General features: G+C 71.9%; 13 protein-coding genes. 10 read left to right on the top strand and 3 right to left on the bottom strand.

Annotated elements, in window-relative coordinates; translation table 11 throughout:
• Positions 1-6: 6 nt before the first annotated feature.
• Positions 7-2163 carry a ricin-type beta-trefoil lectin domain protein gene (locus tag ACWCRJ_RS30805; RefSeq protein WP_450942377.1) on the bottom strand — a complete coding sequence of 719 codons (2157 nt, stop codon included), beginning with the start codon at positions 2161-2163 and terminating at the stop codon, positions 7-9.
• Positions 2164-2447: 284 nt separating this feature from the next.
• A complete protein-coding gene (locus ACWCRJ_RS30800; RefSeq protein WP_450942376.1) occupies positions 2448-3362 on the bottom strand; it encodes an RNA polymerase sigma factor SigF in 915 nt (304 codons plus the stop codon).
• A gap of 234 nt (positions 3363-3596) precedes the next feature.
• Between ACWCRJ_RS30800 and ACWCRJ_RS30795 the strand changes: the two genes are divergently transcribed.
• The 7 genes from ACWCRJ_RS30795 (at position 3597) to ACWCRJ_RS30765 (ending at position 10766) form a co-directional block, all read left to right on the top strand.
• Positions 3597-3965: an STAS domain-containing protein gene (locus tag ACWCRJ_RS30795; protein WP_450942375.1), complete on the top strand. Its 369-nt coding sequence runs from the start codon at positions 3597-3599 to the stop codon at positions 3963-3965.
• Positions 3966-4445: 480 nt separating this feature from the next.
• The gene (locus ACWCRJ_RS30790) at positions 4446-4961 is read left to right on the top strand and encodes an ATP-binding protein (protein WP_450942374.1); all 516 of its coding nucleotides are present in this window, start codon (positions 4446-4448) and stop codon (positions 4959-4961) included.
• A gap of 317 nt (positions 4962-5278) precedes the next feature.
• The gene (locus ACWCRJ_RS30785) at positions 5279-6004 is read left to right on the top strand and encodes a peptidase (protein WP_450942373.1); all 726 of its coding nucleotides are present in this window, start codon (positions 5279-5281) and stop codon (positions 6002-6004) included.
• Between the two features lie 13 nt (positions 6005-6017).
• On the top strand, positions 6018-7181 hold the full coding sequence (locus ACWCRJ_RS30780) for a hypothetical protein (protein WP_450942372.1): 1164 nt from the start codon (positions 6018-6020) through the stop codon (positions 7179-7181).
• A 156-nt stretch (positions 7182-7337) separates the two neighbouring features.
• Positions 7338-7769 (top strand): helix-turn-helix domain-containing protein, encoded by a 432-nt coding sequence (locus ACWCRJ_RS30775; protein WP_450942371.1) that lies wholly within the window; start codon positions 7338-7340, stop codon positions 7767-7769.
• 857 nt (positions 7770-8626) lie between these two features.
• Positions 8627-9304: a response regulator transcription factor gene (locus tag ACWCRJ_RS30770; protein WP_450942370.1), complete on the top strand. Its 678-nt coding sequence runs from the start codon at positions 8627-8629 to the stop codon at positions 9302-9304.
• A 193-nt stretch (positions 9305-9497) separates the two neighbouring features.
• Positions 9498-10766: an ATP-binding protein gene (locus tag ACWCRJ_RS30765; RefSeq protein WP_013003091.1), complete on the top strand. Its 1269-nt coding sequence runs from the start codon at positions 9498-9500 to the stop codon at positions 10764-10766.
• Between the two features lie 111 nt (positions 10767-10877).
• Here the strand turns inward: ACWCRJ_RS30765 and ACWCRJ_RS30760 are convergent, their stop codons facing one another.
• Complete coding sequence (locus ACWCRJ_RS30760; RefSeq protein ID WP_450942369.1) at positions 10878-11420, bottom strand: GtrA family protein; 543 nt, start codon at positions 11418-11420, stop codon at positions 10878-10880.
• A gap of 263 nt (positions 11421-11683) precedes the next feature.
• Here ACWCRJ_RS30760 and ACWCRJ_RS30755 point away from each other — a divergent pair, with 263 nt between their 5' ends.
• The 3 genes from ACWCRJ_RS30755 to ACWCRJ_RS30745 are packed head-to-tail and all read left to right on the top strand — an operon-like array spanning position 11684 to position 14574.
• Complete coding sequence (locus ACWCRJ_RS30755; protein WP_450942368.1) at positions 11684-12823, top strand: 5-(carboxyamino)imidazole ribonucleotide synthase; 1140 nt, start codon at positions 11684-11686, stop codon at positions 12821-12823.
• The gene (gene purE, locus ACWCRJ_RS30750; RefSeq protein WP_450942367.1) at positions 12820-13344 is read left to right on the top strand and encodes a 5-(carboxyamino)imidazole ribonucleotide mutase; all 525 of its coding nucleotides are present in this window, start codon (positions 12820-12822) and stop codon (positions 13342-13344) included. Before ACWCRJ_RS30755 ends, purE begins: the two co-directional genes overlap by 4 nt.
• A 42-nt stretch (positions 13345-13386) precedes the next feature.
• Positions 13387-14574, top strand: coding sequence for a dipeptidase (locus ACWCRJ_RS30745; protein ID WP_450942366.1), 1188 nt, complete (start codon positions 13387-13389; stop codon positions 14572-14574).
• Positions 14575-14732: the final 158 nt, after the last annotated feature.

Genomic DNA, 14732 nt, shown 5'->3' with positions numbered 1-14732 from the left:
CCGGTCTCAGGCAGAGGCCGGTCCGGACCCGGCCCGCCACCGCTGCCCGTCGCGCCCCGAGGCCACGGTGAAGCCGACGGAACCGAGCACGTCCGGCGTCACGGCGAACCGTCCTGCGATCGCCGGGCGGATCGCACCCCGGGAGTCGACCTCGAACCTGAGGTTGTCGCCGTTGTCCCCGTCGAGCGAGTCGCACTCCCAGACGCCCACACCGTCGTCGATCGCCCCACGGCTGTCGAGGCACAGGTCGGGGTCGGCGAACGACTGCAGGGCGTCGCGCCCGGAGTCGACACGCCACCGCTGGGTGGCGCGCGAGGAGCAGGTGGCCGTGACGACGTCGGTGCCCTTCGCCAGCTCGCCCCGGATGTCCAGGCACAGCCCCGAGGCGATGTTCACCACCTGCGTGTAGGCACCGCTCAGCGGCGGCCCGTACGGCGACGACGGCGTCGGCGGGCCCGTGTCGGACGGACTCGGGCTCGGGCTCCGCGTCGGCTTCTCCTTCCGCGGGGGCTTCGAGGGGCTCGCGGTCTGCGAGGGGGTCGGGGACGGCGTCGGGCTCGACGGGACCGTGGGGGCCACCGCCCCAGACGGCGGCGCCGCGGGCGTGCCGCCGGAACCGGCCGCGTCGTCGGAGGACGACGAGCCGACCGACCCCGAGAACACCAGGAAGGCCAGCAGCGGCGCCAGCGCCACCCCGAGGGCCACCGAGGTGAGCACGATCCGCCGGGACCGGGACCACTTGGCACCCGCCCCCCGCGCCCCACTGCCGCCCTCCGCCGTCCAGACTCCGGCCCCGCTCGCGGTGGTGAAGGGCTCCGTCTCGGGTCCCTCCGCCGCCCAGGGCCCGGCCCTGTTCCCGGCCAAGGCTTCCCCATCGGCCCCGGCTACCGCTCCGGCTCCGTCCCCCACCCCTGCCCAGGTCCCGTCCCCGGGCCCCGCCCAGGCCTCCGCCCAGGCGGACGCACCGCCCGAAGGCTCCGCAGCCGCCCCGTCCACGGAACGATCCCCGGCACCGGCACCGGCACCGCCACCGGGTCCGCCGCGGTGGGCGCCGGATCCTGACCCGACAGGGCCGGAGCCGGAGCCGGGCCCCATGCCCGACCCGGGCACCCCGCTCCCGCCGGACCCGTCGCCCGGGCCGGACCCCGTCCATGCCTCCGCCGCGGCGGCGTCAGCGGCCGCGGCTCCCGCCCACCCGCCCGCTCCGGCGCCCGCCCAAGTCCCGCCGGTCGTCCCGCCGGTGCCGTCCGCACCGTTCCGTGGCTCCGAGAAGTCCGCCGCCGCACCGGCGCCCGCCCGCCTGCCGGCTCCGCCCCGCGTGTACGCCGTACCGCCCCAGGGCAGCAACCCCTCCGCGAGCGTCGCGCGCGGGCTGTCGCGCAGGGCGCACAGCTCCTCGTACGCGCCCGAGCAGTAGGGGCAGTGCTCCATGTGGGCGCGCAGATCGGTGCTGTGGCGAGGGGAGTCCGGCCGTACGGACTCCTCGATCAGCCGCCGGAAGTCCTGGCAGCGCGGGTCGTCGGAGGCGGCGAGACGCACGCGCAGACAGGCCTGGCGCAGGGCCTGGAGCGCGGACTCGCGCATGTACGTCACGTCGTCGGGGGTGAGACCGAGCAGCACGGCCGTGCGGTCCTCCGGTTCCTGCTCCACGACGCCGTACCAGATGAGCCCCTGGGGCCTGGTCGGCAGGGACCGGAACGCCGCGAGCAGGGGCGGGACGGGGCCGTCGGGGCCCGCCGTGGCCAGCACGGGGCGCAGGGCGGGCGCGAGACCGGTCGCGTGTTCGTCCGTGGTCCAGGTGGCGGCCACCCGGACGGTCAGCAGGAGCAGTTGATGGCGCCAGGGGACGGCCGCCTCGGAGCCGCGCGCCGTCTCCCGGGTGGCGATCGTGAACGCCTGCGTCGCCAGCTCCCGGGCCGAGGACTCGCTCGCGGCACACAGCCGGGCGTAGGAGAGGACCGACGGGTGGTGGCGCTCGCGCAGCTCGCGCAGGGCCGTGTACGCGATCGGCGAGTCGGTGCGCAACAGAGCGGTGAGCCGCGCGTCGGACGCGTCTGCGTGCCGGTGCTCGGACCCGTCGTCGGGGCGTGCGTCCGGCGCGCCGGTGCCCTGCCGGTTCTCATGGCTGTCGTCGTCGGGGCGCTCGTCCCGAGCCCGAGTCATCCTCGTGCCTCCTCGCACCCCCGTGCCCGCCAGTCGGCTTCTGGGACACCGAACAGTCTGGCGCGTGACCATAGTGACGGAAGGTGAACCGAAGGGAAGGGGTTTCTTGCGGTAAGGGGGCGAGAGAGTGGGCAGGCCGGAAACGGTTCGGCCGGGTACGGGAGGAGTGTCGGAACTCCTGCCGCACCCGGCCGACTTCATTCACTGCCGCTGCCGCTGCCGCTGCCGCTGCCGCCGTCGCCGTCACGGTCGTCCGTGCTCGTCGACGGTGGCAGTGGCAGCGCTCACTCCTCCAGCGTCAGCCCCTTGCGCAGCCGTACCAGCGTGCGGGACAGCAGCCGGGAGACGTGCATCTGGGAGATGCCCAGCTCGTCCCCGATCTCGGACTGCGTCATGTTGGCCACGAAGCGGAGGGAGAGGATCTGCCGGTCGCGCGGCGGCAGTCCGGCGATCAGCGGCTTCAGGGACTCGACGTACTCGATGCCTTCGAGTCCGTGGTCCTCGTAGCCGATCCGGTCCGCCAGCGCGCCCTCGGAGTCGTCCTCCTCGGGCTGGGCGTCCAGCGACGAGGCGGTGTACGCGTTCGACGCGGCCATGCCCTCGACGACCTCGTCCTTCGTCAGCCCCAGACGCTCCGCCAGCTCGCCCACGGTGGGGGCGCGATCGAGCTTCTGGGCCAGCTCGTCGCCGGCCTTGGCGAGGTCCAGCCGGAGTTCCTGCAGCCTGCGCGGCACCCGCACGGACCAGCTCGTGTCACGGAAGAAACGCTTGATCTCACCGACGATGGTCGGCATCGCGAACGTGGGGAACTCGACGCCACGGCTCAGTTCGAAGCGGTCGATCGCCTTGATGAGGCCGATCGTGCCGACCTGGATGATGTCCTCCATGGGCTCGCTGCGGGAGCGGAACCGGGAGGCGGCGAACTTCACCAGGGCCAGGTTGAGTTCGACGAGCGTGTTGCGCACGTACGAGTACTCGTACGTGCCTTCCTCGAGGGACTCCAGCCGCTCGAAGAGGGTCTTGGACAGCGCCCGGGCGTCCACCGGTCCCACCTCGTCGAACGGGGGGATCTCCGGCAGGTCGGCGAGCGCGTCGCCCGGATCATGGGCGAGGTCGTCCTGAGTCTCTTCCGGGGCGGATGCCGACGTCGCCCTCTGGGTATGCGATGCGTCGAGCCGGGGTGACATGATGTCCTCCATCGTTCTCGGCATATGGCCGCCGATGCCTGTACGTGCACTGCGGTGTGCGGCGCCTCCAAAGCCGGCCGTGTCGTTTGGTGCACTACTAGCCCTACCCGGTTTCAGGACGTCGTCGCAAGTGCGTGGTGTACTGAAATGTCCCTTTTCGGGGGATTGTTCGGGTGTCGGAGAGTGTGGAGAAGGCGTAGTGTTCGAGGCCGAGTCAGCAGTCACAACGGTCGGGAGAGAGACGGCATGGACCGTGGGACGGTCGGCAGCGCACAGTCGGGCCGGCTACGGGTCGAGGTGCGGGAAGAGGGCTCCAGTGCCGTCGTGACGCCGGCGGGTGAGCTGGATCACCACACCGCCGATCTGTTGCGCGAGCCACTCGAAAGCTGCCTGGAAAAGGGATTCACGCGTCTGGTGGTGGACTGCTCGCTGCTGGAGTTCTGCGACTCCACCGGGCTGAACGTCCTGCTGGGCGTGCGGCTCAGGGCGGAGGCGGGGGGCGGTGGCGTCCATCTGGCGGGCATGCTCCCGGCGGTGGCGCGGGTCTTCGAGATCACCGGGGCGGACGCGGTGTTCACCGTCCACGACACCCTCGACGCGGCCCTCGGCGATTAGGTCCGCGCCGGTCGGCCGCGCTCCTGTCCGAGGGGGCCGTCGCTCCGGTCGCCGGAGCCGTCGGACAGGCCCGTCCGGCCTGCGAGGTCGGCCCTGGGCCCCCGTCCCGACCCGTTGGTTGTTCGCGTCACAGCTTCTGTGCCGAAAACATGGGTGTTCTGACGGTTCGCTCGGGCAGGAGACATCCTGAACGGGTCGGCGAACGGGTCGGCCGTGACGCGGGAGGCTCGGTGGCGGGGCGGCGTGGACGGGCGGTGGGGCGTACGGCGGTGCTCCGGCAGCGGCCCGGCGACGGTCCGGCGGAGCTCGACGGCGGCGCGGCGGAGAGTCGACGGTGGCTCGGCGGTACGGCGAAGTGTGACGGGAAGTACGGATGGCGCAACGGATGACAGCACAAGACAGCACGTACCGCGGGGCCGCGCCCCGCACCCTTGATGAGTCCTGAATCGTGTACTGGTGAATCGGTGAGGTGAAGCGCTGATGAGCACCACCCGGCCCTTCTCGCCGGGCGACCGCGGCCCGGAACCGGGTGCCGGCGGCGCTTCGGGGGTGCCCGGGGCGGACCCGCCCGCTGCCCCCTCCACGGGTCGTCAGTCCCGTCGGCTCAGCTTCGAGGGCGAGAGCGGGGTGGTGCCGCTCGCCCGCGACTTCACCCGCCAGGCGCTGCACGAGTGGGGCTGGCTGCCCGCCGCGACCGCGGACCAGCGGGCGGCGGCGGAGGACGTCCTGCTGGTGGTGTCCGAGCTGGTCACCAACGCGTGCCTGCACGCGGAGGGCCCGGCCGAGCTGCGCATCGGGTGCGACAACAAGGTGCTGCGGATCGAGGTGTCCGACCGGGGCGCGGGCAATCCGGCGCCCCGGACGCCGCACCGGGCGGGCCGGCCGGGCGGGCACGGGATGTTCATCGTGCAGCGGCTGTGTCTGGACTGGGGGGTCGTACGGGCCCCGGGGGAGTCCGGGAAGACGGTGTGGGCGGAGCTGGGGGCACCGGCCTGAGCCCCGTGGGAGCGTGATGCGCCGACGGCCGCGAATCCGTGGCGGTCGGCGGTCGGCGTTCGCTGTGCGGGGCGCCTCGTAGGCGTAGGGGGGCACCCCCGTGGACCTGCCGACCCGTCACCGTGTACCCGCGAACCTGTCGCCATGGACCGGCGAACCTGTCGCCATGGATCGGCGAACCCGTCCCCGGTGAACCGGCGGACTTGATCGGCGTGGAGCCTCCCCGGTTCATCGACACTCATCCGACACCTGCGTGTGTCTTCCTTCTCCACGGGCCCCGGCGTACCTTGAGCCGCCGATCTGATGTTCCGTCAGAAATGTGGGGTGCCGAGGTGTCGTACCGGACGTACCAGAAACGAACCGCCGCGCTCGCGTCCCTCGCGGCCCTGGCCGGCTCAGCGGTGCTGATGGCCGCCCCGGTGGCCCATGCCGAGGTCGTGGACGTCGAGTACAACTGCAAGACGCCCATCGGGGACAAGTCCGCGGTGTCGCCGATCGACATCAAGGGTGTCGAGAGCGGCGACGGCTACAAGATCACGATGTCGTGGCAGCAAGGCGTGTCGTCCAGCCCGGTCGAGCTGGGCAAGGGCGCGATGACGCCGAGCGCCACGATCGTGCTGGGCGGGGCCGACAGCGGGACGCTCACGGTGACCGGGCCGGCGAACCAGGAGGCGATTCCGGCCAACACACCGATCAAGATCAATGATCTGAGCGGTACGTACACCCCGAAGAAGACCGGCAAGGTCGACTTCACCGCGGGTGTGCTCACCATCAAGGCTCTCGGCACGGTGACGACCTGCACACCGGGGAACGAGCCCGGACCCTCGCTGACCCTGGACGTCACCGCCGGAAGCGGGGGCACCTCGGGCGGTACGGGAGGCGGGTCCGCCACCGGCGGCTCGGGCGGCTCGGGTGGCGAGCTTCCGCGGACCGGCCCCCTGGACTCCGCGGTCGCGCTCGGCACGCTCGGCGGCACGGTGCTGCTCGCGGGCGCGGCGGGGGCTCTGTGGGTGACACGCAGGAACCAGGCGGTACGTCGCTGACGGGAGCCGGAACGTGATCACAAGGCGGCCGGTCCCGGCGGCGCACCCGACACAGAACCCCACCCCGCGCATCTCGGCGCTCACGGTGGTGCTCGCCCTCGTCGTCGTGCTCCTGGCGCCCTTCGGCGGCGGGAGCGCGCAGGCCGCGGACAAGCCGACCGTGAAGCTGTCCAAGACACAGGCCGGGACCGGCGGTTCGGTCACCGTGACCGGTGGTGGCTGGCGGCCGAAGGCGATCCTGATGGTGCTGATCTGCGGTCGGTCCACGCCGGCGCGGGGGGTGCCCGACGGCACCGACTCCTGTGCCAACGCCGACGGGCGGGCCGTCACCGCCGACGACGAGGGCCGCTTCCGCCGGGAGTTGCCGGTGTCCGAGCCCCCGGTGCCGTGTCCGTGCGTCGTGCACGTCTCCACCATCACGGGCCCGAAGGCGGCGGCCGACGCGGCCTTCCAGGTCGCCGGGCACTCGGTCGAACCGTTGCCGAGGGAGGCGGCCGGCGGGCAGCTCTCGTTGCTGAGGGACGCTCGACTGACGGGCTCCGGCGGGCTGTTGACCTGGTTCGGCGCGCCCCCTGCCCGTGAACTGGTCCTCACCGTCGGCAACGTCGGCACCTCGCCGGTCAGGAACCCCGTCTTCCAGGTCGGCACCTCCCACGGCGTGTTCGCGCCACGCTGGGAGGAACAGCGCTGGCGCGGGACGATCCGGCCGGGCGGCAAGGCCCGGATCATCCTGCCCGTCGACCTCGCCGCCGGAGCGCACGGCGACTACACCGTCTCCCTCGAGTACGGCGGCAGGGTCCTCGCCGAACAGCCGTGGACCGTGGGCCGCCCCTGGGGCGTCACCCTCTTCTGGCTGATGCTCTGCCTCGTCGTACCGGCGACGCTGTTCCGGATCGGGATGGCGGCGGTGGACCGGGCACGCCCGGCGCGCAGGGCTCCCGAGGGGCACAGGCGCGGGCCGCGGCTCCCCGCGTGGGTGCCCCGGCCGAGCCCCTCGACCGCCGCCCACGCACACCCTCGTATGCCCTCCCCCTCACGTACGGCCCCGGCCCCAACCCTGCCGTGGTTCACACCCGACACGGGCACGGGCACGGATGCGGACGCGGGCATGGGCGCGGACACGGAAACCGCCACCGCAACCGACACGGCCATCGGCCCCGGGGCGACACGTCAGTGACCGGGAAAGGGCCCGGAGGTGCGGCGGCCCGTTCCGTAGATCGGCCGGTGTGTGGTCGGGGTTGCCCAGGCTGACGAAGGCGTTGCCGGTCACTCTCACGGGTGATGTCGGTCGAAGGCGTGCGCGGGAGGAGAACGGGGTGTCTAGGTTTGTGGCATGGCGCGTTTCCGGATGTACCCGTCGCGCGCGCAGGCCGAGCAGATGCTCACGCACTGCGCGCACGCGCGCTACGTCTGGAACCTCGCCGTCGAGCAGCACGCGCACTGGCGGCGGTGGCGTAAGTCCGCGCCCGGTTTCGTGGAGCAGTGCCGTCAGCTCACCGAGGCCCGGCGGGACAACGCGTGGCTGGGTGCGGGGAACGCGGATGTTCAGCAGCAGGCACTCAAGGACTTCGCCCGGGCCAAGAATGCCCGGTTCACGTCCGGGTTCGGGGAGCCGACGTGGCGCAGGAAGCATGTGCACGAGGGTTTCCGTGTCATCGGTACCGACCGCGTGCCGGCAGCCGGTGCCGGAGGGACGACACCGCCCACCAAGCGGTCGAGCGTCCGTGAACCTCAACCCACATGGGTTGGAATCCCCCTCTTTTAAGAGGGGGAGGATGTCAAATCTCGGTCATGAAGAGAGTGGCCAGTCCGCGGGGGTGGCCGAAGAAGGTGCCCTCGGTGCCGGGGGTTCCCCGGCCGGCCGAGTCCTTCGTCAGGCTGGACGCCATGGTCGTTCCTTGCAGGTCGGGACGGCGCACGTGGGGCGCGCGCCCGGTGGAGGGGCGGCCGGCACCGGTCGGGCCGGAACGTCCGCCCCGAAGCCGGGGGGAGTCCGCCCCGGGTCACGGGACGGCGGACGGCGACCGCCGGGATCCACGCCCCTCTACGCGCGTCGACGCGTCGATGCGTCCCGCGTGTCCGGGGCCCGGCCACAGGTCATTACGCACAGGAAGGAGACCTTCAGCACGGATATGCCGCCAAAGGTCCCCTCGTGTTGCTACAGGCGTTCCGTCACCATACGTCAGAAGACTGCGGGAGACGGAAGGGCTTGAGAGGCGGATCACAGGTAAGAACGCAACCGTGCGGAACTATTCGAAGGTCATTGCAGGGTTGGGGGCGCGTAGACGCAGGCTGCGGCGGGACACCGTGCGGCACCGGGGGCATCATCCCCACAGGATCGGCTCGTGATCCGCACCGGATCCGGGCGCGTTCTTCGCGTGACCCCGCGAAGCCTTCACGCGATGCCACACGTCCTGCACCTGCCGCCACACACCCTGCACCTGCCTCCACATGTCCGGCACGTGTCGCCATCCGACGGCGCGGATCTTCATGCGATGGCGGGACGAAACGCCCGCCGCCGTGGATCATGCCGGGGGCAGGTAAGAGAACCCTCGGGCAAGGTGTGAATCGTGCTTGCCGATCACCCTCCACCTGCGGTTCTCGGCGGACTACCATCACCCCATGACCCGTGTACTGCTCGCCGAGGACGACGCGTCCATCTCGGAGCCGTTGGCTCGCGCACTGCGCCGGGAGGGGTACGAGGTGGAGGTCCGTGAGGACGGCCCCACCGCGCTGGACGCCGGTATGCAAGGTGGCGTCGACCTGGTCGTCCTGGACCTGGGGCTGCCCGGCATGGACGGCCTGGAGGTGGCCCGCAGGCTGCGCGCCGAGGGCCTCACCGTGCCGATCCTCATCCTGACCGCGCGCGCCGACGAGGTGGACACCGTCGTCGGCCTCGACGCGGGCGCCGACGACTACGTCACCAAGCCCTTCCGGCTCGCCGAGTTGCTGGCCCGTGTCCGGGCCCTGCTCCGGCGCGGCGCCGCGGAGCCGGCGCAGCCGCCCGCCACCCACGGGGTGCGGATCGACGTCGAGTCGCACCGGGCGTGGATGGGCGACGACGAGCTCCAGCTCACGGCCAAGGAGTTCGACCTGCTGCGGGTGCTCGTGCGCGACGCGGGCCGGGTCGTCACCCGCGACCAGCTGATGCGCGAGGTCTGGGACACCACGTGGTGGTCCTCGACCAAGACCCTCGACATGCACATCTCCTGGCTGCGCAAGAAGCTGGGCGACGACGCGGCGAATCCGCGGTACATCGCGACCGTACGAGGCGTCGGGTTCCGGTTCGAGAAGAACTAGAACCCGGACGGGGCCGCCCACCCCGTCGTCCCGGCCGCGCGCCCGCGCGTCGCCGGGGCGCCACGGGGCGCGTGCGTCACCCCGTCCGCGCCGGGGGGCGCCGCCCGCCCCCGTCCAGCCCCCGGCCCGGGTGCCGCCCAAGGCAGCGGCACATCGGACCACGTAAAACACCCCGCCCCGTCCGGAGGGCACCGTGCGCCGCCGTCTCATCCAGTCCACCCTCGCCGTGGTTCTCGTCGTCATCGCCGTCTTCGGGGTCTCCCTCGTCATCGTCGAGACCCGCACCATCAGCAACAGCGCCCAGGAACGGGTGGAGTCCGAGGCCGTCCAGCTGACGAGCATCGTGGACAGCCGCATCATCGGCGACGAGCGGATCACCGCCGAGGTCCTGCGGGACCAGGTCGGGGACCAGCGCTACGCCCGCATCGAGATCCCCGGCCAGAGCACGATCGAGATCGGCGAGAAGCCCGTCGGCGACGTCATCCGCCACGAGGCCAGGGGCGAGAAGGACGAGACCGTCACCGTCGAGGAGTCCCGCTCGGCGGTCAGCCGCGAGGTCGGCCGTACGCTGCTGATCATCGCGGCGGTCGCCCTGCTCGCCGTCATCGCCGCGGTCCTGCTCGCCGTACGCCAGGCCAACCGCCTCGCCTCCCCCCTCACCGATCTCGCCGAGACCGCCGAACGGCTCGGCTCCGGCGACCCCCGCCCCCGCCACAAGCGGTACGGCGTCCCCGAGCTGGACCGGGTCGCGGACGTCCTGGACGCCTCCGCCGAGCGCATCGGCCGCATGCTGACCGCCGAGCGGCGCCTCGCGGCGGACGCCTCCCACCAGCTGCGTACGCCGTTGACCGCGCTGTCGATGCGGCTGGAGGAGATCACCCTCACCGACGACCTCGCCACGGTGAAGGAGGAGGCGCACATCGCGCTCACCCAGGTCGAGCGCCTCACGGACGTCGTGGAACGGCTGCTCACCAACTCCCGCGACCCCCGTAACGGCTCGGCCGTCTCCTTCGAGCTGGACGAGGTCATCAAGCAGCAGCTGGAGGAGTGGCGGCCGGCCTACCGCAGTGCCGGTCGGGCCGTCGTCAGCTCGGGCAAGCGGCATCTGCAGGCCGTGGGCACGCCGGGCGCGGTCGCGCAGGTGCTGGCCGCCCTGATCGAGAACTCGCTCATGCACGGCGGCGGCACGGTGGCCCTGCGCACTCGCGTCATCGGGAACCAGGCGGTGATCGAGGTCACCGACGAGGGGCCGGGCGTGCCCGCCGACCTCGGGGCGCGGATCTTCGAGCGGGCGATCAGCGGTCGCAACTCCACGGGCATCGGGCTGGCCGTCGCGCGTGACCTCGCGGAGGCCGACGGAGGGCGCCTGGAGATGCTCCAGGCGCAGCCGCCGGTGTTCGGGCTGTTCCTGTCCCGCACGCCGGTGCGGACGCCGTCCGGAGACGACCGGCCGGTCCGGTAGGGCTCGCGCCCGCTCGGGCGCGGCCCTCAGTGGTCTCAGCGGCCCTCAGTGGTCTCAGCGGCCCTCAGTGGTCTCAGCGGCCCTCAGTGGTCTCAGCGGCCCTCAGTGGTCTCAGCGGCGCTTGCCCGTGACCGCGGGCGGGTGGGTGGGCGCCGCCTCCAGGAACGACTCCGCGCTCGCCACCGCCTCGCGGGCCGGGAGCGCCCGGAACACCCAGGTGCGGTACGACCAGAACCGGAACAGGGTCGCGACGCCGATGCCGAGGAACTTGAAGACGTTGGACTGCAGCGGGCTGTCCCAGTCGAAGCCGTAGGTGGCCGTGTAGAGCACGCCGTTCTCGATCACCAGTCCGACCGCGCTGAACAGCAGGAACAGCGACAGCTCCTTCGTACGGCCGCTCTTGTCGCGCTCCCGGTACGTGAAGTAGCGGAACCCGACGTAGTTGAACGCGATCGCGACGACCGTGGCTATGACGCTGGCCCGGACGACCTGCAGGTCGGTGGTGTGCCGAACGAGGTTGAACACCGCGAGGTTGACCAGCAGCCCCACACCGCCCACCGCGCCGAACTTGGCGACCTCGCGTACGAGCAGGTCGATCCGGCGGCGCAGGGCGCCGTGGGGCCGTGTATCAGGCCCCGAGCTGGTACTTCCCATCGTGTGCGGCCCCCGTCGCTCGGTCCGGTCGGTGTGGTGCCGGTGGTCAGCCGGTCGCTGCCCCGTCCGAAATGAGTTGATCTTCGGTCGAAATCCACTGGTTCAGCCATGCTAACCAGCGCCCCTGGGCAATGCCTGTGCGGAAGCTCACAGCCGGGGCGCGAAGGAGGTCCGGGGGCGGTCCTGGGGCGCTCCGGTGGGGAAATGGGCGGGGAAATCGGGCACCCGGGAGTGGCCGATTCCATGGCCGATACCCTGGGGGCGTGACGTTCCCGGTAGTCGGCATGGTCGGCGGGGGGCAGCTCGCTCGTATGACACACGAGGCGGGCATCCCGCTCGGCATCAGGTTCAAGCTCCTCAGTGACACCCCTCAGGATTCCGCGGCGCAGGTCGTCGGCGATGTCGTCATCGGCGACTACCGCGACCTCGACACGCTGCGTGCGTTCGCGCAGGGCTGCGACGTGATCACCTTCGATCACGAACACGTACCCACCGAGCATCTACGGGCTCTGGAGGCGGACGGCATCCCCGTGCGCCCCGGCCCGGACGCGCTCCAGCACGCCCAGGACAAGGGGGTGATGCGGGCGAAGCTCATGGAGATCGGCGTGCCCTGTCCACGGCACCGCATCGTCGCGGACCCCGAGGACGTGGCCGCCTTCGCCGCCGAGGGCGAGGGTTTTCCGGTCATCCTCAAGACGGTCCGCGGCGGCTACGACGGCAAGGGCGTCTGGGTCGTCCGCTCCGTCGAGGACGCCGCCGAGCCGTTCCGCGCCGGGGTCCCGGTCCTCGCGGAGGAGAAGGTCGACTTCCTGCGGGAGCTGGCCGCCAACGTCGTACGGTCGCCGCACGGCCAGGCCGTCGCGTACCCGGTCGTGGAGTCGAGGCAGGTGAACGGCGTCTGTGACACCGTCGTCGCGCCCGCCCCCGACCTGGACGAGGCACTCGCCCTCAGGGCCGAGGAGATGGCCCTGCGCATCGCCAAGGAACTGGACGTCGTCGGTCACCTGGCCGTCGAGCTGTTCCAGACCCGCGACGGACGCGTCCTCGTCAACGAGCTGGCCATGCGCCCCCACAACTCCGGCCACTGGAGCCAGGACGGCGCGATCACCTCGCAGTTCGCCAACCACGTACGAGCCGTCCTCGACCTGCCGCTGGGCGACCCGCGCCCGCGCGCGAAGTGGACCGTCATGGTCAACGTCCTCGGCGGCGACTACCCCGACATGTACTCCGCGTACCTGCACTGCATGGCCCGCGACCCCAAGCTCAAGATCCACATGTACGGCAAGGACGTGAAGCCCGGCCGTAAGGTCGGTCACGTGAACACCTACGGCGACGACCTCGACGACGTGCTGGAGCGCGCCCGTCACGCCGCCGGTTACCTGAGAGGCACGATCACAGAATGAGCCCGGTCGTAGGCATCGTCATGGGGTCGGACTCCGACTGGCCCGTCATGGAGGCCGCCGCGCAGGCCCTCGACGAGTTCGAGATCGAGTACGAGGTCGACGTCGTCTCCGCGCACCGGATGCCGCGCGAGATGATCCGTTACGGCGAGGAGGCCGCGGGCCGGGGCGTCAAGGTGATCATCGCGGGTGCGGGCGGCGCCGCCCATCTGCCCGGCATGCTCGCGTCCGTGACCCCGCTGCCGGTCATCGGCGTGCCCGTGCCGCTGAAGTACCTCGACGGCATGGACTCCCTGCTGTCGATCGTGCAGATGCCGGCCGGTGTGCCCGTCGCCACGGTCTCCGTCGCCGGGGCCCGCAACGCCGGTCTGCTGGCCGCGCGCATCCTGGCCACGCAGGACGAGGAACTCCTCGGCCGTATGCGGGAGTTCCAGCAGGAGCTGAACGACCAGGCCACCGAGAAGGGCAAGCGCCTGCGCACCAAGGTCGAGGGCGCCGGCGGCGGCTTCGGCTTCGGGAAGTAGACGCCAGGGATGACGGGGGACACGGGGGATAGGGTCATGAACATGACATCAATGGAGGCGGCCCGGGAGCTGCTGCGGGAGTTCCCGGTCGCGGACGGGCACAACGACCTGCCCTGGGCGCTGCGCGAGCAGGTCCGCTACGACCTCGACGCGCGGGACATCGCCATCGACCAGAGCGCGTTCCTGCACACCGACCTGGCGCGGCTGCGCGCGGGCGGGGTCGGTGCGCAGTTCTGGTCGGTGTACGTGCCCTCGGACGCGGCGTTCCTGCCCCGAGCGGTGTCCGCCACCCTGGAACAGATCGACTGCGTACGGCAGTTGATCGACCGTTACCCCGCCGAGCTGCGGGCCGCGCTGACCGCCGCCGACATGGAGGCGGCCCGCGCCGAGGGCCGCGTCGCCTCCCTGATGGGCGCCGAGGGCGGCCACTCCATCGACAGCAGCCTCGCCACCCTGCGGGCGCTGTACGCGCTCGGCGTCCGCTACATGACGCTCACCCACAACGACAACATCCCCTGGGCGGACTCCGCGACCGACGAGGCGGCGGTCGGCGGTCTGTCGGCCTTCGGCCGGGCGGTGGTGCGGGAGATGAACCGCGAGGGCATGCTCGTCGACCTCTCGCACGTCGCCGCGACGACGATGCGTGACGCGCTCGACACGTCCGTCGCCCCGGTGATCTTCTCCCACTCCTCCTCGCGGGCGGTCTGCGACCACCCCCGCAACATCCCGGACGACGTCCTGGAGCGGCTCCCGGCCAACGGAGGAGTGGCGATGGTGACGTTCGTGCCGAAGTTCGTGCTCCAGGCCGCCGTGGACTGGACGGCCGCCGCCGACGAGAACATGCGGGCCCACGGCCTGCACCACCTCGACACCACCCCGGAGGCGATGGCGGTCCACCGCGCCTTCGAGGAGCGGACCCCCCGCCCGGTCGCCACGGTGTCCACGGTCGCGGACCATCTCGACCACATGCGCGAGGTCGCCGGCATCGACCACCTCGGCATCGGCGGCGATTACGACGGCACGGCCTTCACCCCGGACGGCCTGGGCGACGTCTCCTGCTACCCGCACCTGATCGCCGAGCTGCTCGACCGAGGCTGGTCCCGGACCGACCTGGCCAAGCTGACCTGGCGCAACGCGGTCCGGGTGCTGGGCGCGGCGGAGGACGTGGCCCGGGACCTCCAGGCCCGCACGGGCCCGTCGAACGCGACGCCGGAGCAGCTGGACGGGTGACGCGGCCGGACGGGTGACGCGGCCGGACGGGTGACGCGGCCGGACGGGGTGACCCCGGCCGTCACCCGGGTGGCGTACGGCGGCCCCGGCACCGCCGTACAACCCGAACGCCCCACCCACCAGGAAGGCGGACGGCCCCCGTGCCACGGTGACGAGTA

It is taken from the genome of Streptomyces sp. NPDC002324 (assembly GCF_053593335.1).
The sequence above is the reverse complement of the archived record's forward strand: the minus strand, read 5'-3'. Positions and strand labels throughout refer to the sequence as shown.